The 21461-nt window shown below is 52.1% G+C and carries 18 protein-coding genes; 9 read left to right on the top strand and 9 right to left on the bottom strand.

Translation table 11 applies throughout. The features are described from left to right. Positions 1–2: 2 nt before the first annotated feature. The 6 genes from HUN04_00340 to HUN04_00315 all read right to left on the bottom strand — a co-directional run bounded on the left by HUN04_00340 (position 3) and on the right by HUN04_00315 (position 6370). Positions 3–1271: a branched-chain amino acid ABC transporter permease gene (locus tag HUN04_00340; GenBank protein WDP88277.1), complete on the bottom strand. Its 1269-nt coding sequence runs from the start codon at positions 1269–1271 to the stop codon at positions 3–5. A 43-nt stretch (positions 1272–1314) separates the two neighbouring features. Then, complete coding sequence (locus tag HUN04_00335) at positions 1315–2250, bottom strand: branched-chain amino acid ABC transporter permease (GenBank protein WDP88276.1); 936 nt, start codon at positions 2248–2250, stop codon at positions 1315–1317. Between the two features lie 102 nt (positions 2251–2352). Next, entirely contained in the window at positions 2353–3528 is a 1176-nt protein-coding gene (locus tag HUN04_00330; GenBank protein ID WDP88275.1) for an ABC transporter substrate-binding protein, read from the bottom strand. A 303-nt stretch (positions 3529–3831) separates the two neighbouring features. Beyond that, positions 3832–4911 (bottom strand): sigma-54-dependent Fis family transcriptional regulator, encoded by a 1080-nt coding sequence (locus HUN04_00325; GenBank protein ID WDP88274.1) that lies wholly within the window; start codon positions 4909–4911, stop codon positions 3832–3834. 8 nt (positions 4912–4919) lie between these two features. Beyond that, on the bottom strand, positions 4920–5300 hold the full coding sequence (locus tag HUN04_00320) for a response regulator (protein WDP88273.1): 381 nt from the start codon (positions 5298–5300) through the stop codon (positions 4920–4922). A gap of 134 nt (positions 5301–5434) precedes the next feature. Continuing rightward, positions 5435–6370: a calcium/sodium antiporter gene (locus HUN04_00315; GenBank protein WDP88272.1), complete on the bottom strand. Its 936-nt coding sequence runs from the start codon at positions 6368–6370 to the stop codon at positions 5435–5437. 231 nt (positions 6371–6601) lie between these two features. Here HUN04_00315 and HUN04_00310 point away from each other — a divergent pair, with 231 nt between their 5' ends. Then, entirely contained in the window at positions 6602–7615 is a 1014-nt protein-coding gene (locus HUN04_00310) for a ketoacyl-ACP synthase III (GenBank protein WDP88271.1), read from the top strand. A 63-nt stretch (positions 7616–7678) separates the two neighbouring features. Here the strand turns inward: HUN04_00310 and HUN04_00305 are convergent, their stop codons facing one another. Continuing rightward, positions 7679–9343 carry a glucose-6-phosphate isomerase gene (locus HUN04_00305; protein WDP88270.1) on the bottom strand — a complete coding sequence of 555 codons (1665 nt, stop codon included), beginning with the start codon at positions 9341–9343 and terminating at the stop codon, positions 7679–7681. Between the two features lie 159 nt (positions 9344–9502). Between HUN04_00305 and HUN04_00300 the strand changes: the two genes are divergently transcribed. Together HUN04_00300 and glmM are read left to right on the top strand one after the other, a co-directional pair. Next, positions 9503–10720, top strand: a complete 1218-nt coding sequence (locus tag HUN04_00300; protein WDP88269.1) for a protein GlmU — start codon at positions 9503–9505, stop codon at positions 10718–10720. Between the two features lie 6 nt (positions 10721–10726). Continuing rightward, on the top strand, positions 10727–12067 hold the full coding sequence (gene glmM, locus HUN04_00295; protein ID WDP88268.1) for a phosphoglucosamine mutase: 1341 nt from the start codon (positions 10727–10729) through the stop codon (positions 12065–12067). A 113-nt stretch (positions 12068–12180) separates the two neighbouring features. Here glmM and HUN04_00290 read toward each other — a convergent pair whose 3' ends face one another. Next, positions 12181–12888, bottom strand: coding sequence for a Bax inhibitor-1/YccA family protein (locus tag HUN04_00290; GenBank protein WDP88267.1), 708 nt, complete (start codon positions 12886–12888; stop codon positions 12181–12183). Between the two features lie 248 nt (positions 12889–13136). Here HUN04_00290 and HUN04_00285 point away from each other — a divergent pair, with 248 nt between their 5' ends. From HUN04_00285 to fusA, 6 genes are all read left to right on the top strand, one after another. Then, the gene (locus HUN04_00285) at positions 13137–14471 is read left to right on the top strand and encodes an exodeoxyribonuclease VII large subunit (protein ID WDP88266.1); all 1335 of its coding nucleotides are present in this window, start codon (positions 13137–13139) and stop codon (positions 14469–14471) included. 19 nt (positions 14472–14490) lie between these two features. Further along, positions 14491–14715: an exodeoxyribonuclease VII small subunit gene (xseB, locus tag HUN04_00280; protein ID WDP88265.1), complete on the top strand. Its 225-nt coding sequence runs from the start codon at positions 14491–14493 to the stop codon at positions 14713–14715. A gap of 6 nt (positions 14716–14721) precedes the next feature. Further along, positions 14722–15669 (top strand): polyprenyl synthetase family protein, encoded by a 948-nt coding sequence (locus HUN04_00275; GenBank protein ID WDP88264.1) that lies wholly within the window; start codon positions 14722–14724, stop codon positions 15667–15669. 31 nt (positions 15670–15700) lie between these two features. Then, positions 15701–17584, top strand: a complete 1884-nt coding sequence (locus HUN04_00270) for a 1-deoxy-D-xylulose-5-phosphate synthase (GenBank protein WDP88263.1) — start codon at positions 15701–15703, stop codon at positions 17582–17584. After that, positions 17568–18320, top strand: coding sequence for a TlyA family RNA methyltransferase (locus HUN04_00265; protein WDP93106.1), 753 nt, complete (start codon positions 17568–17570; stop codon positions 18318–18320). Before HUN04_00270 ends, HUN04_00265 begins: the two co-directional genes overlap by 17 nt. A 253-nt stretch (positions 18321–18573) precedes the next feature. After that, positions 18574–20640: an elongation factor G gene (gene fusA, locus HUN04_00260; GenBank protein WDP88262.1), complete on the top strand. Its 2067-nt coding sequence runs from the start codon at positions 18574–18576 to the stop codon at positions 20638–20640. A 59-nt stretch (positions 20641–20699) separates the two neighbouring features. Here the strand turns inward: fusA and HUN04_00255 are convergent, their stop codons facing one another. Beyond that, the gene (locus tag HUN04_00255) at positions 20700–21275 is read right to left on the bottom strand and encodes a 1-acyl-sn-glycerol-3-phosphate acyltransferase (GenBank protein ID WDP88261.1); all 576 of its coding nucleotides are present in this window, start codon (positions 21273–21275) and stop codon (positions 20700–20702) included. Between the last annotated feature and the right edge of the window lie 186 nt (positions 21276–21461).

The raw sequence follows: 21461 nt of genomic DNA, 5'->3' as shown, positions 1-21461 counted from the left end.
AATCACACTCCTTTACCGGTTTTCGCCCGAAGCAGCTTTTTCATATTCAGTTCTGTAAAAGAAATCAAACCGTAGGGTCTGAAAATCATGACAAAAATCAGGATGAGAGGGATGATGATCCACTTGAATAATTCCAGTGGCCGCAACGCTTCGCCCAGAACATTGATGGAAACCGCCCCCACAATGGACCCTACAATGGAGTTGAGTCCGCCGAAATATACCATGGCCAGAATTTCGGCCAGGCGGTTGATGCTGAACATGCCCGGGTTGATATAGGCCAGTACATGGGCAAACAGCCCCCCGCCGACTCCCGCCCAGAATGCACCGAACATGAAGGCGGTCATTTTGGTTTTCCGGGTTTTGATGGTCATGGATTCCGAGGCGGCCTCGTCGTCCCTCACCGTGTTCAGGGCTTTCCCCATGATGGAAGTGACAAAATTATGGATGATCCAGATGCAGAGTATGGTCCAGATAAAGATCACGTGGAGGGGGGCAAAATCAGGCTGGCCGCCCATGCCCCGGGCCCCGCCGATGATGTGGAGATTTTCCACCGCCGATTTGACGATGAACATGAAGGCCAGTGAAATAATGGCCAGGTAATCCCCCCGGGTCCGGAAAGAAGGAATGGCCACGGCCAGGGACCCCAGGGCTGCGGCGGCGCCGCCTGCAACCAGCGCCAGCGGAAAGAACCAGGGGCCGTATTCCGGCGGCAGCAGGGGGGCGCCGAAAATTTTGTCATTGGCAAAGAGCACCAGGGTGATAATGGAAGATACATATGCTCCCAGGGCCATGAAACCGGGATGGGAGCATGAAAATTCTCCCTGGTAGCCGTTGATCACATTGATACTGACGGTGAGAATGATGGAAATCATGGTCAGCTTGATGACGAGGACCCGGTAATCGTTTATCCCGGCCCATAGGTGGAGAATACCGTAGAACAGCACCAGATGGATGAGCACCGACAGGGCCAGCGGAAGCTTCTCCAGCAGTGCGGCCAGCGGATTGGTCAGTCCCGAGGTTAATTTTGCCACCAGAAATACCGGCACCACATAGACGGCCAGGTCGTACCCCAGGGCACCGGGTATCATCATCGGCTCCTTAAGCATGATCAGGGTGCCGAAGAGGACTGGAATTTTTGGCAGTCCCAGGTAATAGGAGATATAATCATACCCCCAGTAAAACTCGATTAGAACCCCGGTGAGAATGCCCAGCATCCACCCCAGCATGGGCACGGTGGAGAATGCTGATTTGAATTTTCTTGCAATTTCCATGGTTATATTCCTAACAATTGCCCGGTTTACCGGCGGATTAATATCACAACCTCAGCTTGGTGCTGTGCTCCATGCCGAAAAAGCCCCTGGGTCTGAAGGTCAGAATCACCAGGATAATCGAATAAGCAATGAGATCCCGGAGGGTGGATGGAAAAATGGTGGCCACAAAAATCTCTATGAAGCCCAGCAGGTATCCGGCCAGGGCAGCCCCCTTGATAGAGCCCCGGCCGCCCAGGATGGCGGCCACGAATGCCTTCCACCCGATAATCACCCCCATATAGGGATCAAGGATGGGATAGGCCTGGCCGTACAGAATGCCGGCGACAGAAGCCAGGCCTGCCCCCACAGCAAAAGTCAATGGTGCGATGATATTAATGGAGACCCCCATAAGGGGCACCGCAAGAAAATCATAGGACATGGCCCGCATGGCCATGCCCCATTTGGTCTTTTGAATGAAACCGTGGAGGGCCAGCATGAGCAGCAGGGAAAGAATGATAATCATGGCCTTCACATTGGTGAAGTACACCCCGCCGATATGATAGGTCACCGATTCCATGAGGGGCGGAAAGCTCAGGCGCTTGGCCCCCAACAGGATGAGAATGCCGGTCTCGAAAATAATACCGATCATCAGTCCTGTAATGGCTGCCGATGCCCTGGGGGCTTCGCGCAGTGGGCGGTATCCGGCCACCTCGACCAGTACACCGATCCATGAGGCCAGGAACATGGTCACCACCACCGTGGACAGAAAGATCAGGGGCCCGGGCAGCAGCCCGGCAAATATGGCCAGAAAAAGGGTGGCGATGCCGAAACCGATATAGGTGCCCACCATGAAGATATCGCCATGGGCAAAGTTGAACAGCATGAGCACGCCGTATACCATGGAATACCCGATGGAGATCACCGCATAGAAACTGCCCCGCTGGGCGGCATTGATCAGGTTCTGCACAATATACTGCAGAATATCAATTATAGATTCCATTCATTTAAGTCCTCAGAAAACTTAGGTATAAGATAAGGGCAAGGACTGCCGGTTCACCGGGGTGACCGGCAGCCCTTATGGGAATAATCCTGCCTGCCGGAATCAGGGACAGCTGGATTTATAGAATTCATATTCGCCCTTATCGTTAATCCTTACGATAACGGCGCATTTGATGGGATCACCTTCTTCGGTGAAGGTCATGTTACCGGTGATGCCGGCAAAGTTTTTGATTTTGGCCAGGGCGTCGCGTACCGCGGCACGGTCTTTATTCACCCGTCCGCTGATTTTACCCGCATCCTGGATGGCCTGTTCCGCCAGCTTCAGGGCGTCCCATGTCAGGGCGGCGACATCATCGGGTATATACCCGTAGCTCTTTTCATAGCGGTCGATAAAGGCCTTGGTTGCGCCTTTGGCACCGGCGGCCGCATAATGGGAGGAGAAAAAGAGACCGTAGCAGTTCTTGCCGCAGAGTTCAACCGTTTCGGCAGATCCCCAGGAGTCCGACCCGACAATGGGGCCGGTCCAGCCCAGATCCTTGGCCTGGCTGACGATCAGGGGCACCTCGTTGTAATATTGAGGCGTAAAAAGAACCTGGGCGCCTGATTTCACAATTTTGGTCAACTGGGATGAAAAATCCGTATCTTTGGTGGTAAAGCTTTCATAGGCCACGATTGAATCGGGACCATGTTTTTTCTCCCATGCCGCCTTAAACACTTCTGCCAGGCCTTTGGGGTAGTCGGAGGCCACATCGTAGAGAACGGCGGCTTTTGTGAAACCGAATTCTTCGGTGATGAAATTTGCCACAACAGGTCCCTGGAAAGGATCCAGAAAACAGCCCCTGAATACATAGGGCCGGTCCATGGTGGTATTGGGATTGGTGGACCAGGGGGAGATCATCACGGTTTTATATTTGTTGGCCACTTCACCGGCCGGAACGGCCTGTTTGGAGGACTGCGGGCCGATAATGGCCAGAACATCGTCCTGGGTGATCATCTTTGTATTGGCCTTCACTGCGGATTCTGCCTTGGACTCATTGTCTTCGATGACCAGTTCGACCTGGTATTTTTTTCCACCGACTTCAAGTCCGCCGGCCTTTTCAACATCCTCAAGCCACAGCATGGCGGCGTACTTGGAGCCTTCGCCGACCTTGGGGATGTCTCCGGTTAAGGGGGCGTTAATGCCGATTTTGATGATGGTTTTCCTGGCGCTGAATGCCGCTGGTGTGAATACCATTGCCAGTGCAAGAACTGCGATTAAAAACAGGGCGATCTTCCGCATATCTCCTCCTTTGATGAAAAATGAATAAAATTAAATTTGTATTTCCACTATTTACCTGGAACAAAAAACGGAAAAACAAAATTTAAAACGCCGATTTTGATCTACACCAAAAACTGTCTTTCATAACACCTGAAACGTCGAATTCAGGCAAGGAAGTACTGCGTATTACCTGAATTAGTTCTATATGTAAAAAAGCAGGGGAAGTAAACCCCAATGTGAAATATTTTCAGGGGGTCAGGCACCGGGCGAGGAGGTCCCGGGCAAATTGAAAATCTAAGGTGTGGAAAAAGTCTGGCGGGCCGTTTATTTCACCGGCGGGCTCACCTTGAATTCACTCATTTTGTAGAGCAGTGTCTTATAGCTGACCTTGAGGATTTTGGCCGCCCTGGAACGGTTCCAGCCCACCTTTTCAAGGACAAAGGTGATCACTTCTTTCTCCACCTTGTCTGAGGCCATTTTCTTGATTTTTTTAAGGGAAATATCCTCAAACAATTTTTCAGAACTGGTGGAAAGATCCACGAATTCCGATATGATGTTCAGCCGTTCATGGTTGACTTCATTGTGGTAGGGATTGGGCGGTGCGGCCTGGACAGCTGGGCTGTCTACAAAAGCATCGCGGGAAGATTCCCGTGGCAGTTCCTCAAAAATTTTATCCCAGGAATTGAGCACCAGTTGTTTTTTGATGCAATTCTGCAGCTGGCGGACATTTCCGGGCCATGGATAGGCGCAAAGCCGGGCCATGGTATCGGAATCAGGCTTGCTGCCCTGGCTGTTGGGATATTCGGATTTGTACAGCCGGCAGTAATATTCCACCAGGGCCGGAATATCCTCTTTACGTTCGCGCAGGGGAGGGATATCGATCTTGATGATGTTCAGCCGGTAGAAGAGGTCTTCCCTGAATTCCTTGTTTTTGATGCTGTCTTCCAGGTTTTGGTTGGTGGCGGCGATCACCCATACATCGGTTTTAAAGTCTTCATCAGATCCCAGGGGGGAGAATTCTCCGCTCTGGAGGACATGGAGCATTTTAGACTGGAGCGACAGGGGCATATCGCCGATCTCATCCAGAAAAAGAACCCCCTTGTCTGCGGTGAGGAATTTACCGGGCCGTTTTTTATGGGCACCGGTGAAAGCGCCCTTTTCATATCCGTAAAGTTCGGATTCCAGAAGGGTCTCCGGCAGGGCCGCACAATTAATTTTTACGAAATTTTTGGACGCCCTGGGCGACTCGGTATAAAGGCTTTGGGCAACCACTTCTTTGCCTACGCCGGTTTCGCCCGTAATCAGTACATTGAGGCAGGTGTTGGCCACATGGTTGATCAGTTCCTTGATCTTGAGCATGGACTTGCTGACGCCGATAAGAGGTGTACTCGTAGGTTTAGTCATCTCTTGGGTTATTCCTTTTGCTGTCCGAGAAGCCCGGACACGTTCTCTTCAATTTTAAACAGGTCAATGGGTTTGAACAGAACGATATCAGCCTCGGCTTCAGAAGCAAGCGCACCGGGCTGGTCACCGTAACCGGTCATGGCGATAATCTTAAGGTTGGGGAATTCTTTTTTGACGATTGAGATCAATCCCACGCCGCTGATATTGGGCATGACCAGATCGGTAATCAAACAGTCAAAATGGTCAGGCTTATCCCTCAGGATTTTAAGAGCGGCAAACCCGTCCACGGCCGTTTTGACTTCATATCCCAGGGAATTGAAGAATTCGTAGAAGGTTGACAAAATATCTTCGTTGTCATCAACGATTAATAATCGCTTGGGATCTGCCATATCAGCCTCGTATTATGAAGTGGAAATTTTTTACCTACATCTCCATATAATAGAATGTACGGGTGTTGCAAGCAAAAATTAAAAAAAATTATTTTTACCCGGCGCAGGAGGCTGCTGCGACGGAAAGCATATATCTATTTAAAGTAGGAGACACCGATATAAATGAAAAACAGGAGAATGAAAAGCATGCCCCCCTTTTTGCCGACTCCCCTGGATTTCAGAGCGATCCCTCCCAGCACCAGCCCCACAAACACCATAAATGGGAATTCAAACCAGTGCAGCCCGGCATCCACGGTCATGGGATTGAACAGCCCCACCACCCCCATTACCAGACAGATGTTGAACAGGTTTGATCCGACCACATTCCCTACTGAAATATCACTTTCACCACGGGCGGCGGCCACCACGGAGGTCGCAAGTTCAGGCAAGGAGGTCCCAAGGGCCACCACGGAAATACCGATGAAGGTCTGGGAAAGGCCGATGACCTGGGCCATTTCAATGGCTTCTTTGACCACAAAATTCGCACCAAAGGCCAGCATCAGGATGCCGCAGAGGATATAGACCATATTTTTGGCGATGCGGCCCGAGGTACGGATGGGCTGGCTGTTGCCGCTGCCGGTTTTATCACTGGCCGTCATCAGTCCGTAAGCCAGAAAAATAAACAGCAGGACGATGAGGACCACCCCGTCTGTCCGGTTGATGCTCCCGTCCATGCACAGGCACCAGAAGACCAGGGAAACCATGATCATATAAGGGATTTCGATGCGGACGACCTGTTTTTTTATCTCCACGGGCTTGATCATGGCCGAGGCCCCCAGCACCAAAGCGATATTGATCACATTGGATCCAAGAATATTGCCCAGGGAGATACCTTCCGATCCCTTTATGGCAGCGACCAGACTCACCAGCAATTCAGGGGCAGAGGTGGCCAGGGAAACGATGGTCAGCCCCACGATAACGGGACGGACAGAAAACATGATGGCGGTTGAGGCGGCGCCCTCCACCAGGATGGATGAGCCGTAATAGAGCAGGGCAAGTCCTGCTATAAGGATGAGTAGACTTGTTAACACGATTCTCTTTTTTATTTATTCTTTTTTATCTATAAGGTTCTGTCTGCACCGGCAGTTTGTAACTAATTGTAATTCTGCCCTGTCCCCGGGTTAAGTTTCTTGCCTTAATTTAAAATACATATTATAAGTACTGTTTTGTCAAAGCCATAAATAATATAGCAGTATCAGCTGTTTGGCAATTGAATAATTAATAGATAGTATCAGTACAATTAGCTTAATAGGGGAATCTGAATGAAAAAATCGATTATAAAAGGTACGGGCAAATATGTTCCGCCGCACATCGTGACCAATGAAGATCTTACTGAATTCATGGACACTTCGGACGAATGGATCCGGCAGCGGACAGGTATCCGGCAACGGCATTGGATCACCGAAGAAGATGCCTGCGGTTCCTCGGACCTGGGGACCAAAGCGGCTGAAATGGCTCTTGAAAATGCCGGATGGACCGCCCAGGACCTTGATTTCATCATTTTTGCCACGCTGAGCCCTGACATCATGTTTCCCGGCGGCGGATGCCTCCTGGCCCGCAATCTCGGCCTTGACGCCACACCGGCCCTGGATATCCGCCAGCAGTGCACAGGTTTTCTCTACGGCTTTGCCACGGCCGACGCCTATATTAAATCCGGGCTGGCATCAAAAATCCTGCTGGTGGGAGCGGAAGTTCACTCCTCCGGCCTGGACAAAACCACCAGGGGCCGGGATGTCAGCGTTATCTTCGGTGACGGGGCTGCAGCCCTGTGCATTGAGGCCGAAGAGACAGATGACAATATCGGTCTGATTGCATCTGCCCTTCATGCGGACGGCAACTTTGCCGATGCCCTGAAAACCGAACTGCCGGCCTCCAACCTGTTTAAACGGATGCCCGAAGACGTACCCATGGACGACCCCCGGTACTTTCCCTACATGGACGGCCCGGCCATATTTAAAAAGGCCGTTCGCATGCTGCCCAAGGTCACCCAGGAAGTTTTGACGAAGGCCGGGCTGACACTGGAGGACATCGACCTTGTCATTCCCCACCAGGCCAACAAACGGATCAATCAGGCCTACGGCCAATTTTTGAAACTGCCGGAAAGCAAGATTTTCCATAATATTGAGAAATACGGCAATACCACTGCTGCCAGCATCCCCCTGGCTCTCCATGAAGCCGTTGAAGAGGGAAGAACGGGCAAAAGCGGAGACCTGGTGCTCTTTGTGGGGCTGGGTGCCGGCCTGACATGGGGAGCCTCCCTCTACAAATTCCCTTAGACCGGATCCCCATCAATTGAAATCCACATACCGCAGCCGGCTTAAAAACCTGCTGCGGTATTTTTATTCCGAAGCAAAAAGCCTGTCCAGGTAAAATCTCTCCCCGTCGTCAATGCCCTTGAACCGATAATCCTTATTTTCATTGGCAGCGGCCATTTTTTGTCTCAGGTCGCCGGCCATGGTCTTTCCCAGTTCCACTCCGAACTGATCAAAGGGGTTAATGCCTAAAATGAACCCCTCAAGCACGGTTCTGGCCTCGTAAAAAGAAAGCAGCATTCCGATACTTTCAGGTGAAAGGTCATCAAGGGAGATGATGGAAGAGGGGCGGTTGCCCTCAAACTGGCGGGCGGGATTTTTGTGGTCCTGCCCGGTGGCCAGGGCCTTTGCCTGGGCCAGGAGATTGGCCCAGAGTTCCTGGTGGTTGGTCACCCCTTTGGACAACGCCTGCTCCCCTTTAAAGCCCGGTCGAACCACCCCGATAAAATCGATGGGGAATGCCGGGCCCTGGTGGGCCAGTTGGAAAAACGAATGCTGGGCATTGGTGCCGGGTTCCCCGAAAATAATGGTGCCGGCCGGCCGGGTCAGGTGAAGCCCCTGTGAAGATACGGACTTACCCATGCTTTCCATGTAAAGCTGCTGAACATGGGGGGCAAGCTTGGACAGCCTGGATGCATACGGAATGATTCCCTGGGCCGGATAGTTTAAAAACAATGTATTCCAGATGGAGACCAATGCAGCGGTAAGGGGGATATTGGATTCTGGCGGTGCCGTGAGGGTATGCTCATCCATGGCGCGGCAGCCGTCCAGAAACCTGGAAAAGGCATCCCACCCGAAGGCCAGCCCCAGGGGCACCCCGCCAACGGCAGAGGAGACCGAATACCGCCCCCCGATGAAATCAAACATGTGAAAGCTTGCCAGGACCGGATTTGAAGGATCATCCCCGGGACTGCCCTTGGCCGTGACCGTCACCAGATGGTCCCTGGGGCTCAGTCCCCGGGTATGGAGAAAGGAAAGGGCCTGGTTGAGGTTGGCCATGGTTTCGGTGGTGGTATAGGATTTTGAAATGATAATCCAGAGGGTGGTCTCCGGATTGATCTCACGGATCACCGAAGCAAAATTATCGATATCCACATTGGGGAGAAAATGCAGTTCAATAGGGTGCTCCCCGGTTTCATCCTGACGGGCCATGGCCCTGTAAACAAATTCACATCCAAGGTAGGAACCGCCGATGCCCACCACCACCGCATGGGTAAAGGGGCGGCCGGTGGTGCCTTTCAGGGCCCCGGATCGGATGTCCCTGCAAAAATTGCGGATCCGGCTTTGAACCTGTTCAATTTCCCGGCGCACATCCATTTCCCCCAGGCAAAGATCCCCCGTGCCGGAGCCCCTGGCTGCCGTATGCAGGGCCGCACGGTTCTCAGTGGTATTAACCCGTTCGCCTGAAGCCATGGCTGAAAACCGGGCCAGAGCATTGGCCGTAGCAGCCGCCTCCCTGAGCCGGTCCAGCGTTTCCGTGTCCAGCCGCTGGCGGGAAAAATCAAAGAAAAGCCCCTTTGTTGCCCCGGAATTATCCATGGACAGTGAAAATTGCTTAAAGCGCCCTGGCTGCTTGACCAGCTTCCTGAGATGCAGGTTTTGTTTTGAAAAGGCCGCTGCCTTTTCAGTCAGTTGACGATTGTGTTTGTCCATGCCGGGATGACCGGAAAGGAGCAGGCCGGGATGATCCATGTAACTTATCTCCTGTGACGCCTTAATTTCGGGAAAACGGGCCGAACCCATTCGTTTCTTCTTTTATAGAAAAAAATACCGCGGGGATAAAGGAAAAATACGGGGACTAACGGCAAAAAAACTTGACAATCAACGGCCAAGACTCCTAATAGATACCCCATGACTCAAAAATTACTCACCAAACTCATTGAAAAAGGGGTGAAGATTCCAAATCCCGAAACCGTTTATATCAGCAGAGATGTTGATCCGGACCGGATATCTGGAAATGGTGTCACCCTGTTCAGCGGAACCAAACTCACAGGCCCGCGCACCTTGATAGCGGACAACGCCAGCATCGGATACGAGGCGCCGGCCACCCTGGAAAACACCGTGGTTGGGCCGGATACCAGACTCCACGGCGGATATTTCCAGGATACGGTATGTGTGGGCCGAAATGTATTCGGTTCCAACGCACATGTTCGCAAAGGCACCATTCTGGAAGAAGAGGCCAATGCCGCCCATACAGTCGGGCTTAAGCAAACCATTTTGTTTCCCTTTGTCACCCTTGGCAGCCTGATCAATTTCTGCGACTGCCTCATGGCCGGAGGGACCAGCCGGAGAAACCATTCCGAAGTCGGCTCATCTTTTATCCACTTTAATTATACCCCCAACCAGGACAAGGCCACCCCCTCCATGATGGGGAATATCCACCAGGGGGTTATGCTCAACCAGCCGCCGGTTTTTATGGGCGGCCAGGGCGGGCTTGTGGGGCCTGCCCGGATCGGATTCGGATGCATCTCGGCGGCCGGTTCCATTATACGGAAAAGCGAAGAGCGGCCAGGCCGGTTGATCATGGGCGGCGCCTTGAAAAACGGGTCCATGCCCTGGCAGACAGGTGTATATACCCAGCCGGAAAAAATCCTGGATATGAATCTTGGCTACATTGCCGGCCTCTTTGCCCTTAAGGCCTGGTATACACATGTCAGACCCCTGTTTAAAACGGATTTTTACGCCGGGCAGATAATTCAAGGACTCCAGGAGAATTTGGAACTCTGTATTAAGGAACGGATTTCACGCCTGACGGCCTTCGGGGAAAAACTGAGCCTGTCAAGGGATATCCTGGCCCATAAAAAGAAGGGGCAGGGGGCATTGGATGCCCACGACAGGGTGCTGGGCATATTGTCAGAGGCCAAATCCCGGCTTATACTGGAAAAAGATTTTCTTTCTCCTGACACCACCGGAGAAGTCTGCATCAGAGCCGTAGAAAATAACATTTCCCGGCTGGGCAAAGAGTATATTGCCGCAATCCAGGAACTGCCTCTTGAGGCGTCCAATGCAGGATCGGCCTGGCTCAAAAGTATTGAAACAGCAATTATAAACCGCATCAAACAGGATTAGTACCCCATGGGAAAACTTTTTGGTACCGACGGAATCCGGGGGAGGGCAAATACCCACCCCATGACCTGTGAACTTGCCATGAAGACCGGTCAGGCAGTGGCGCTGCTGGTCAAAGAAGCCGGGAATAGCGCAATCGTTATCGGCAGAGATACCCGGATCTCAGGACAGATGCTTGAAGCCGCCCTGGCGGCCGGCATTGCCTCCATGGGGGTGGATGCCATGCTGGCCGGAGTGATTCCAACCCCCGGCGTGGCCTACCTCAGCGGGGTCCTGGAAAATGCCGGGGCCGGCATTATGATTTCCGCCTCCCATAATCCCTTTTATGACAACGGAATCAAAATATTCCAAAAGGGAGGGATCAAACTCACCGACGACCAGGAGGCAGAGATTGAATCCAAACTCCTTGGGAAGGCCATTGTTCCACAAGAAGCCGTTGGCAAAATAGACAAGATTTCAGATGGTTGCGAGCGTTATTCAAATTTTTTGATGAACAAGTTTCCATTCAGGAAACCCGGGAATATCAAACTCAAACTGGTCCTGGACCTGGCCAACGGTGCCGCAGCGAGCTGTGCTTCCTTGATATTCAATTCCCAGCTATTTGACCCCGTATTTATCAATGATTCACCGGACGGAATCAACATCAACCACAACTGCGGTTCCCAGCATACTGAGACCCTCAGGGCCAAAGTACTGGAAACCGGGGCAGATGCAGGGCTCGCTTTTGACGGGGATGCCGACCGGCTTATCGCAGTGGATGAACGGGGCCGTAAGATCACCGGTGACAGGATACTGGCCATCTGCGCAGATTATGCCAAAGGGGCAGGGCGGCTGGCCAACAACACAGTTGTCAGTACAATCATGAGCAACATCGGCCTGGTGAATGCCCTGAAAGACCAAGGCATCTGCCATGAAATCACCGACGTAGGCGACCGGAAGGTGCTGGAACGGATGCAGGAAAAAGGAGCGGTTATAGGGGGGGAAGATTCCGGCCATATGATTTTCCTTGACGAGCATACCACCGGCGACGGCATGCTGTCGGCCCTTAAGCTGCTTGAGGTCATGGCAGGTACCGGAAACTCCCTGTCCAGCCTATCAGAAATCATGACGGTTTATCCCCAGATCCTGATGAACGTTGAAGTGGATGCATCCCGGCCTGATTTTACCAAGATAGCCACAATTGCAGATGCAATCAAAGAGGTTGAAACCCGCCTGGGAGAAGAGGGGAGGGTGCTGGTCCGCTATTCAGGCACCCAGCCCTTGCTCAGGGTGATGGTGGAAGGCCCGGAAGAAGGTCTGACCCGGGAATCCTGTGAAAAAATATGCGCCGCCATTCAGGAGAGCATATAAGCCAATTGAGGCAAAACCGCCGGTATCTAAAAAAACAAAACGGCGGTGAATGGCTGAATAATTGCCATTCACCGCCGTTTAACTTTTGGGTTGGATCTATCTGATTTCCGGAGTTAATCCCTTGCCACACCAAGGAGGCTGAGCAGGTGGACGAAAAGACCCATGAAATCAAGGTAGAGGCTTAATGCGCCCATGAGCGCGCCTTTTCTCATCATGGCACCGGTGGCGTTGTCGGGAATGGTAAGGGCCATGGATTTCAATTTCTGGGTATCGTAGGCCGTCAGCCCGGTGAATATAACAACGGCAATCATGGAAATCATGGTCTGCATGGCAGAGCTGCCTATAAAAATATTAATGACCATGGCGATGATTATACCCATCAGACCCATCATCAGAAACTGTCCCATACCGGTCAGGTCTTTTTTGGTAACCATACCGTAAATACTGGCGCTGCCGAATGTAGCGGCACAGATAAAAAAGGTCGAAGCAATGGAGGTGGCCGTATACATCAGGAAAATCGGGGCAAGGCAGACACCGTAAAGCACAGTCAATGCCATATAGAGTCCGGTTGCTGTGCTGGCCTGCATTTTATGAACCCTGGCACCCAGGAAACCGCAAAGCAGTACAAGCCCTATGAAAAGAATAAAAGGCATCATGGGCGTGCCGAAAATCACCTGCAGGGCAGCCGGGCTTGAAGAGATAAAATATGAAGTCAGGCCGGTGGCCGCCAGGCCGATGGCCATCCAATTGTATGTGCTTCTGATAAAGGCGTTGACATGGGTCATCACGCCGGTTTGCTGAAAAGAGAGGTTCGCGTTCATGATTATCCTTTCGTTTTGGGTTTGGTTTCTTTGCATCTCTTTTCCGGTAATATAACACGGGCAGGGGAGAATTCAAGATTACAATTTGGTCATTCACATGCCATCTATCCACATCTCTGTTCTTGAGTGCCAATAATAAAAGTTTACATAATATATATTATCGGACAAAATATGTTTTTCAGATTTATTGACTTTTTTAAGGCTTTCATCCTATAAGTATGAACTTTGCACGGCATTGGACATGAAGGATGAATTCAGCACAGAAAAACTCCGCAAAAATATACACGGTTGCACTGCTGACCCGGGAGATAAAAAACTTATTGGAAAACCGGTATCCTTTTCTATGGATCACCGGTGAAGTCTCCAATTATGTCACCCCGGCATCGGGACATTCATACTTTTCCTTAAAAGATGCCGATGCAGTAATCTCCTGTGTCATGTTCAAAAATCAAAAACGGAACCTGCGCTTTGTCCCTGAAAACGGGATGAAAGTCAAAGGCATGGCCAGAATTTCCCTGTATGAACCCAGGGGCAATTACCAGCTCATCTTTGAACATATGGAACCTGATGGTGCAGGTTCTTTGCAACAGGCCTTCGAAGAACTTAAGCAAACCCTGTCGGCAAGGGGCTGGTTTGATACGGACCGAAAAAAAGAAATCCCGTTTCTGCCGCAGCGCGTCAACCTTATTACTTCCGGTACCGGTGCGGCCGTCAGGGATATACTTAACGTTGCCGGCCGCAGGTGTCCCAGCGTACCCATTGAAATTCTTCCGGTGAAAGTCCAGGGGGATGCAGCGGTAAACGAAATTGCAGCCGCCATAAAGACCGCCAATGCACTCACGCGGTGTGATTTGATTATTCTGGCCAGGGGTGGCGGTTCAATTGAGGATCTCTGGGCCTTTAACACGGAAACCGTTGCACAGGCAATTTTTGAATCTGATATTCCCATCATCAGCGGTGTCGGCCATGAAATTGACTTTACCATCGCAGACTTTGCTGCCGACCTAAGGGCCCCTACCCCCTCGGCTGCTGCAGAAATGGCCCTGCCGGACCAAGCGGCCTTGGTTCACCGGATCAAAACCTTGGCAGATACTGCACAACGGGCCATGGCAAGGCGCCTGGCGGCCATGGCCGGCCAGGTCAAAGATTATGAATCCAGATTGAAAAGCCCGGCACGGGTGATGGATGATTACAGGCTTAGGACCGGCGAGCTTGAATCCCGTCTTCACCTGGCCATGACCCAAAAAATTAACAGGGACAGGGAGCGGCTGTACTGGCTGCGCCGAACCCTTAACACCACCCTGCCCCCATCCAGAATTTCTGAGCATAAAAACCAGGTCGCCGGCCTTCAGTCAGCCATGGATCGCGCCATGGCCAATAAAATAAACCGGCTCAGGTCCTCCCTCAGGGAAGCCTCAGGCCGGCTGGAGTCCCTGAATCCATCATCAGTGCTGGCCAGGGGCTACAGCATTACCCGTGACCTGTCCTCGGGCCAGGTAATAATGGATCCCGCGCAGGTGGAAAAAGACGATCGCCTTGAAACCATATTGGCCAACGGCCGTCTGGTTACCCGGGTGGAATAAACAAGGATAATAATTAGGTATGGCAAAAAAAACTTTTGAAACGGCACTCAGACAGCTTGAAGAAATCGTCAAGGAAATGGAATCCGGAGAACTGACCCTGGAACAGTCGGTAAAAAAATATGAAACAGGCATTGCCCAGACGCGGTTTTGCCTGGACATTCTGGATAAGACCGAAAAAAAGATTTCCCTGCTGACATTGGATGCAGAGGGAAACCCCAAAGAATCGTCCTTTGAGACGGAGTAAGCTGACATGACCGATTCAACTTTATCTGAATTCAATCTTGCGGATTACCTGAAGGAAAACCGGATACTGGTTGAAAACAGCCTGCAAAAAATTCTGGGGCGCCTTGATCCGGAAAGGGAACTTGTCCAGGCCATGGCCCATTCTCTCATGGCCGGCGGCAAACGGGTCAGGCCCGTCCTTGCCCTTGCTGCGGCCCAGGCCCTGGAAGAAAATCCAATGATCGCCCTGCCCGCCTGCTGCGCCATTGAAATGATCCATACTTACTCTCTAATCCATGACGACCTGCCGGCCATGGATGATGATGATCTGCGTCGGGGCCTGCCCACCTGCCATAAGAAATTTTCAGAGGCAACGGCCATCCTGGCCGGAGACGGGCTGCTCACCCATGCCTTCAGCATCCTGGCGGATCCGTCTCCTTATTTTGACACCTATCCCGATTCTGCCCTGCGGCTGGCGCTTGTAGACAGGATTTCCCGGGCGGCAGGTGTAAACGGAATGGTGGAAGGCCAGATGCTGGATATGCAGGCCGAATCCATGGGTCCCGAAGATTTAGGGAATAAAGATCAGGCCCTGGATCATCTGAAAAAAATACACAAGCATAAAACCGGAATGATGATCCGGGCCAGCGTGGAAGCCGGTGCCGTCAGTGCCGGTGCCGACCCTGAGATCCTTAAGGCTTTTACCGACTACGCCGGGTATATCGGCCTTTCCTTCCAGGTCATGGATGATATCCTGAACGTGGAAGGCGACCCCGAGATCATGGGAAAGGCAGCCGGATCCGACGCCCTCCATGACAAGATGACATTTCCCGCCATCATCGGCCTTGACAATTCCAAGGCCTTTGCCCTGGAACTGACGGATAACGCCGTCAGCGCCCTGGACCATGCCGGATTTAAAGCCAGCGCCGACCCCTTGAGGGCCATTGCAAGGTATATTGTAAACCGGAAACGATAAGCCCAATCAACTAATATAAGGTATTGTCATATTGAACTTTCTTGAACAGATCAACTCCCCCGAGGATTTAAAAGAGCTATCCAGAACCGATCTGGGCATTCTGGCCAATGAACTGAGGCACAGGATCATTGATGTGGTATCCAGAAACGGCGGCCACCTGGCCTCAAGCCTGGGCGCGGTGGAGCTGACCCTGGCCATCCACTACGTTTTCGATATTCCCAAAGACACCCTGGTTTGGGATGTGGGCCACCAGTCATACGCCCATAAACTGCTTACCGGCAGAAACAGGGATTTCGATACCCTCAGAAAGTACAAAGGCATTTCCGGGTTTGCCAAAATAAAGGAAAACCCCTGTGACGGATTTACAGTGGGCCATTCTTCAACCTCCATTTCAGCCGGACTCGGCATCAGCTGCGCCAAATACATGAACCAGGATGACTCCGACGTCATCTCCGTTATCGGTGACGGCTCTCTGACCGCAGGGATGGCTTACGAAGGTCTCAACCAGGCCGGCGACCTTAAGCGGGGACTCATCGTCATCCTCAACGACAACGATATGTCCATATCCCCCAATGTAGGCGCCCTCTCCTCTTACCTCTCCCGGACCTTTTCAAACAAGGCCCTGCAGAATATGAGAAACCAGTTCGGCCAGGTCTTGAAAGCCGTCCCCAAAATCGGGGACGACATGTATGGCTGGGCAAAGCGCTGGGAAGAATCCTTTAAAACCTTTGTGACCCCGGGAATGCTCTTCGAAGCCTTTAATTTCGATTACTTCGGCCCCATTGACGGTCACAACCTGGACCACCTCATCAATATTTTGAGCAATATCAAAAACCCCGATTCCCCCGTGCTGCTGCATGTCACCACCAAAAAGGGAAAAGGATATGAACCGGCAGAGAAAAATCCCGTTTATTTCCACGGGGTTGGCTCCTTTGCCGTGGACACGGGCAAGAGCAATAAAACAGCCGGCAAAATTCCCTCTTACACCTCGGTGTTCGGGGACCATATGATCCGGCTTGCCAGGGAAAATGACAAGGTGGTGGCCGTTACCGCCGCCATGCCTGAAGGAACCGGTCTGACCCGGTTTTCCAACGAATTCCCCGATCGTTTTTTCGATGTGGGAATCGCAGAACAGCATGCCGTAACCTTTGCCGCCGGACTTGCCTCCAAGGGCGCCCGGCCGGTGGTAGCCATCTATTCCACCTTTCTCCAACGGGCCTATGACCAGATACTCCATGACGTTTGCATAGACAACCACCCTGTGGTTTTCGCACTTGACCGGGGCGGTATTGTCGGAGAAGACGGTCCCACCCACCACGGCCTGTTCGATTTTTCATATCTGCGCGCCATGCCCAATATGACGGTGATGGCCCCCATGGATGAAAATGAACTGGCACGGATGCTCAGGACAGCCCTTTCCCACAAGGGCCCCATTGCCCTGCGCTACCCCAGAGGAGCCGGACAGGGAGTCGCCATTGATCCTGACGCCCCGGCCCTTGATATCGGTAAAGCCAAGGTCGTCAGGGAAGGCAGGGACCTGATGATTATTGCCGCCGGACAGCCGGCAAATGACGCCCTTGCCGCCGCCGAAGTATTAGCCGGACAGGGCATCCAAGCCACGGTGGTCAACGCCAGGTTTGTAAAACCCCTGGACTCACAGCTTTTCCTTGACCTGGCCGGGTCCATAAAAAAGGTGATCACCGTTGAAGAACACGTGCTTGCCGGCGGATTCGGCTCCGCTGTACTGGAGATGTTCTGCGACAACGGATGCACCGGAATGGCCTTTAAACGTATCGGCATATCCGACACCTTTGTGGAGCACGGCGGCCAGGACCAGCTTCGCAAAGACTATCATGTGGATGCCCAGGCAATCATTGATGCAGGACTGGAACTTTATCATGGCCAAAAAGGGTAAAGCCAATAAAAAACGGTTGGATCTGGTCCTTGTGGAACGGGGCCTGATCCGTTCCAGGGATCGGGCCAAAGCCATGATAATGGCCGGCAAGGTATTGGTTAATGATATGCCGGTGGATAAGCCGGGTGCCCAGGTCACCCTTGATGCCGCCATCAAGGTCAAAGTGGATGACCACCCCTACGTCAGCCGGGGCGGCCTCAAGCTTGAAAAGGCACTTACCACCTTCCCGGTAAGCGCGGCTGACAAGATCTGTCTTGACATCGGCGCCTCCACTGGCGGATTCACCGACTGCCTGCTTAAATCCGGTGCAAAAAAAGTATACGCCGTGGATGTGGGATACGGCCAGCTGGACTGGTCACTGCGTCAGGATGACCGGGTGGTGGTGATCGAACGGACAAATATCCGCCATCTGTCACCGGACCTTGTGGCCGAACCCATGGACATGGTGGTGGCAGATACCTCCTTTATTTCCCTTAAAACTGTGATTCCAGCCGCAGAAAAATTCATGAAGCCCGGCACCGTTATCCTCGCCCTAATCAAACCCCAGTTTGAGGCCGGCCGCGAGAATGTGGGCAAGGGCGGCGTGGTGAAAGATCCGGCTGTCCGCGCCCAGGTCGTGGAAGATATCAAAACCTTTTTTTCCGATCGGGGCTACCGGGTCAACGACACCGTCACCTCTCCCATTCTCGGTCCCAAAGGCAATGAGGAATACATCATATTCCTCCAGCGGATCTAAGCGCAACCTCCCCTCTTCTGCTTTAATTTTCAAATTCCAGTAAATCGTTGACAAAACCAGATATAGATGGTTATGTCATTCGATACTGTTAGCCGGCGGTTAAGAAACGGCCGGCGGTATATGGCGAGAAACCCTAAAAAATGAAAGGATAAGTCAAAGACTCTATACGCTGTAAAAAGCTGTCAGCATAAATTTAAATGTTAAAAGATAGACCGTAAATTTGAAGCATTAATAATTGTGTAAAGGAGCAGTAATGAGCGAAGAAATCAAAACAATGAGAAATGTGGCCCTGGCCGGCCATGGAGGTGCAGGCAAGACTACTCTTGCTGAGGCTATGCTGTTTAAAGCCGGGGTAACCAAACGCCTTGGCAAGGTTGAAGAGGGAAATACCGTAATGGATTTCCAGCCTGAAGAGACCAAAAAACAGCAGAGTATCAACACATCATTCATTAAATACACCCACAACAAACATACGATTACCTTAATGGATACCCCGGGTGACCAGAATTTCTTCTCTGCTTCCAAAACATGCTTTCCCGTTGCCGACAGCATGGCATTCGTCATCGACGGCGTAGGCGGACCTTCAGCAATGACTGAAGAAGCAGCGGCATCCGCCCTTGATTACAACCTTCCCGGTTTTGTCATCATTAACAAGCTGGATCGGGAGCGGGCCGACTTCACCACTGCCGTTGATGCCTGCAACACCTCCTTGAAAAAGAAAGTTATTCCCGTCTGCTATCCCATTGGAAAAGAAGACGATTTCAAAGGCCTGGTCAACATTGTCACCGGCAAGGCATTTGAATATGATGCAGACGGCAAGGCTAGCCAGATTGACATCCCCGCGGACATGGCCGACGACATTGCCATGGCCAAAGAAGAATTTGTTGAAAACGTAGCAGAACTCGATGATGATCTGCTCGAAAAATATCTGGAAGGCGAAGAACTGACCGAAGAAGAAATCAAAGGCGCCTTCCGCAAGGGCGTGCTGAATGCGGAATTCTACCCCGCCATCTGCACCTCCGCCACAAAAATGATCGGCCTTGATGTGGTATTTGATTTTATCAACGATTACATGCCCTCTCCCCTGGACCGCGGCCCCTGGACTGCCACAGATGCCGACGGCAACGAAGTTGAAATTGCCCCGGATCCCGATGCCGAATTCACAGGTTTTGTATTTGCCACCATCGTGGATCCTTATGCCGGCCGCCTCTCCCTGTTCCGCGTCATCTCCGGAACCCTGGGCAAAGAGGGCAACATCCTTAACGTCACCAAGAGCACCAAGGAAAGATTTTCCCAGCTTCTGGAAATTGCAGGAAAAGATCAGAAACAGATCGACGGGGCACTGCCCGGCGCCATCGTGGCCGTTGCCAAACTGAAAGATACGCTCACGGGCGATACCCTGACCACCGGACAGGATGTCCAGATTCCTGCTCCTGAGCCCCTGCCGCCCTGCATCTCTTTTGCCATTTCCCCCAAAGAGAAAAAGGATGAGGATAAAATCCACGAAGCCATCCGTAAGATCCTGGAAGAGGATCCGGGCCTCCAGCTCAGGCGGGAAGAAGAGACCCGCCAGACCATTCTTTCCGGCCGCGGCCTGGTCCACATCGAAATTACGGCTGAAAAAATCCAGCGTAAATTCAATGTCGGGATGAGCATTGCCACACCCAAGGTGGCTTACAGGGAAACATTCAAGAAAAAAGTCCGGGTTCAGGGCAAGCATAAGAAACAGTCCGGCGGACATGGCCAGTACGGCGACTGCTGGATTGAACTTGAACCCCTTCCCGCAGGATCCGGATACGAATTCGTTGATAAGATTGTGGGCGGCGTAATCCCCAAAAACTATATCCCCGCCGTAGAAGCCGGTATCCGGGATGCCATGCAGAAAGGAATCCTCGCCGGCTTCCCCTGTGTGGATTTCAGAACCACCCTGGACTTCGGTTCATACCATGCTGTGGACTCTTCTGAAATGGCATTCAAGACCGCCGGCTCCCTGGCCTTTAAAAATGCGGCCGCCGATGCCAAGGCCACCCTGCTTGAACCCATCATGAAGGTCTCCGTCAAGGTGCCCGACGATGCCACCGGCGATATCATGGGCGATCTGAACTCCCGGCGCGGCCGGGTGCTTGGCATGGACTCCGAGGATGACAAACAGATCATCAACGCCCTGGTACCCATGTCTGAAATGCTCCGCTATGCCCCGGATCTAAGCTCCATGACCGGCGGCCGCGGTACATTTACCATGGAATTTGAGCAGTATGATGAAGTCCCCGGCGACCTGGCCAAAAAGGTAATCGAACAGGTAAACGCCGAAAAAGAATAAGTAGGTAATTCATTGTTCAACCGCGCCCGGACGGCCTTAGGCCTCCGGGCGCTTATTTTTCAACGGTTTAAAACCGACAGCGTCCTGATACAATCGAAAACAAAGGCCCGCAGTTCTTCAACCGACATCGAATCATAACGCTCAAAGGGAATGGGACGGCCAATGGTGACGGTCACCCTGCCCGGCTTTAGGACGAAACCGCCCCGCTGCTGGTAATCGTAGAGCCCGGAAATCCCAAAGGGAAGAATGGGGGCACCGGTATTTTTGGCCAGGTGAAAAGGTCCTTTTTTAAAGGGGGCCATCCTGCCGGTACGGGTACGGTGCCCTTCAGGCAAAATGGCAATGGAAAGCCCTGTTGCCAGGGTCATTCGGGCCTGCTCCAGGCTCTGCTTGGCCTGTTCCAGGTTACCTCGCCGAATTGGGATGCAGCCCCATTTCCGGATCAGGTATCCCCAGATCGGAATGGAAAAATGATAGGCCGCCTCCACCCCGGTGAATACCAGGGGAATCGCGGCGGGGATCACGAAAAGATCAAACAGGCTCTCATGGTTGCCCATGATCAGATAGGTGGTATCGGGGTCAATATTCTCCCGTCCTTTGACCCTGAGCTCAACACCCATCAAGCGAATGAGCACTGCGAACAGCCGCCTTGCCAGATGGAACGTCCTTGCCCTGGGCAGCAGTGCAAGGCTAACGACCAATACAGGAAAACAAAATATAAAAAAAACAATGCCCACAGTCCAAAGACACAGGGATTTGAAAAGGTTCATGGCGGCTACCTGAATTATCTAAGGGTGCTTGTCCCGGTTAAGACCATTTTT

Source organism: Desulfobacter sp. (assembly GCA_028768525.1).
In the GTDB taxonomy this organism is placed as follows: Bacteria; Desulfobacterota; Desulfobacteria; order Desulfobacterales; family Desulfobacteraceae; genus Desulfobacter.
The sequence above is the reverse complement of the archived record's forward strand: the minus strand, read 5'-3'. Positions and strand labels throughout refer to the sequence as shown.

Coding starts and splice junctions, on each gene's coding strand:
- HUN04_00310 (WDP88271.1), top strand. CDS start 6,602: ATGAAAAAATCGATTATAAAAGGTACGGGCAAATATGTTCCGCCGCAC.
- HUN04_00335 (WDP88276.1), bottom strand. CDS start 2,250: ATGGAATCTATAATTGATATTCTGCAGTATATTGTGCAGAACCTGATC.
- HUN04_00305 (WDP88270.1), bottom strand. CDS start 9,343: ATGGATCATCCCGGCCTGCTCCTTTCCGGTCATCCCGGCATGGACAAA.
- HUN04_00325 (WDP88274.1), bottom strand. CDS start 4,911: ATGACTAAACCTACGAGTACACCTCTTATCGGCGTCAGCAAGTCCATG.
- HUN04_00265 (WDP93106.1), top strand. CDS start 17,568: ATGGCCAAAAAGGGTAAAGCCAATAAAAAACGGTTGGATCTGGTCCTT.
- fusA (WDP88262.1), top strand. CDS start 18,574: ATGAGCGAAGAAATCAAAACAATGAGAAATGTGGCCCTGGCCGGCCAT.
- glmM (WDP88268.1), top strand. CDS start 10,727: ATGGGAAAACTTTTTGGTACCGACGGAATCCGGGGGAGGGCAAATACC.
- HUN04_00330 (WDP88275.1), bottom strand. CDS start 3,528: ATGCGGAAGATCGCCCTGTTTTTAATCGCAGTTCTTGCACTGGCAATG.
- HUN04_00290 (WDP88267.1), bottom strand. CDS start 12,888: ATGAACGCGAACCTCTCTTTTCAGCAAACCGGCGTGATGACCCATGTC.
- HUN04_00275 (WDP88264.1), top strand. CDS start 14,722: ATGACCGATTCAACTTTATCTGAATTCAATCTTGCGGATTACCTGAAG.
- HUN04_00300 (WDP88269.1), top strand. CDS start 9,503: ATGACTCAAAAATTACTCACCAAACTCATTGAAAAAGGGGTGAAGATT.
- HUN04_00320 (WDP88273.1), bottom strand. CDS start 5,300: ATGGCAGATCCCAAGCGATTATTAATCGTTGATGACAACGAAGATATT.
- HUN04_00285 (WDP88266.1), top strand. CDS start 13,137: ATGAATTCAGCACAGAAAAACTCCGCAAAAATATACACGGTTGCACTG.
- HUN04_00340 (WDP88277.1), bottom strand. CDS start 1,271: ATGGAAATTGCAAGAAAATTCAAATCAGCATTCTCCACCGTGCCCATG.
- xseB (WDP88265.1), top strand. CDS start 14,491: ATGGCAAAAAAAACTTTTGAAACGGCACTCAGACAGCTTGAAGAAATC.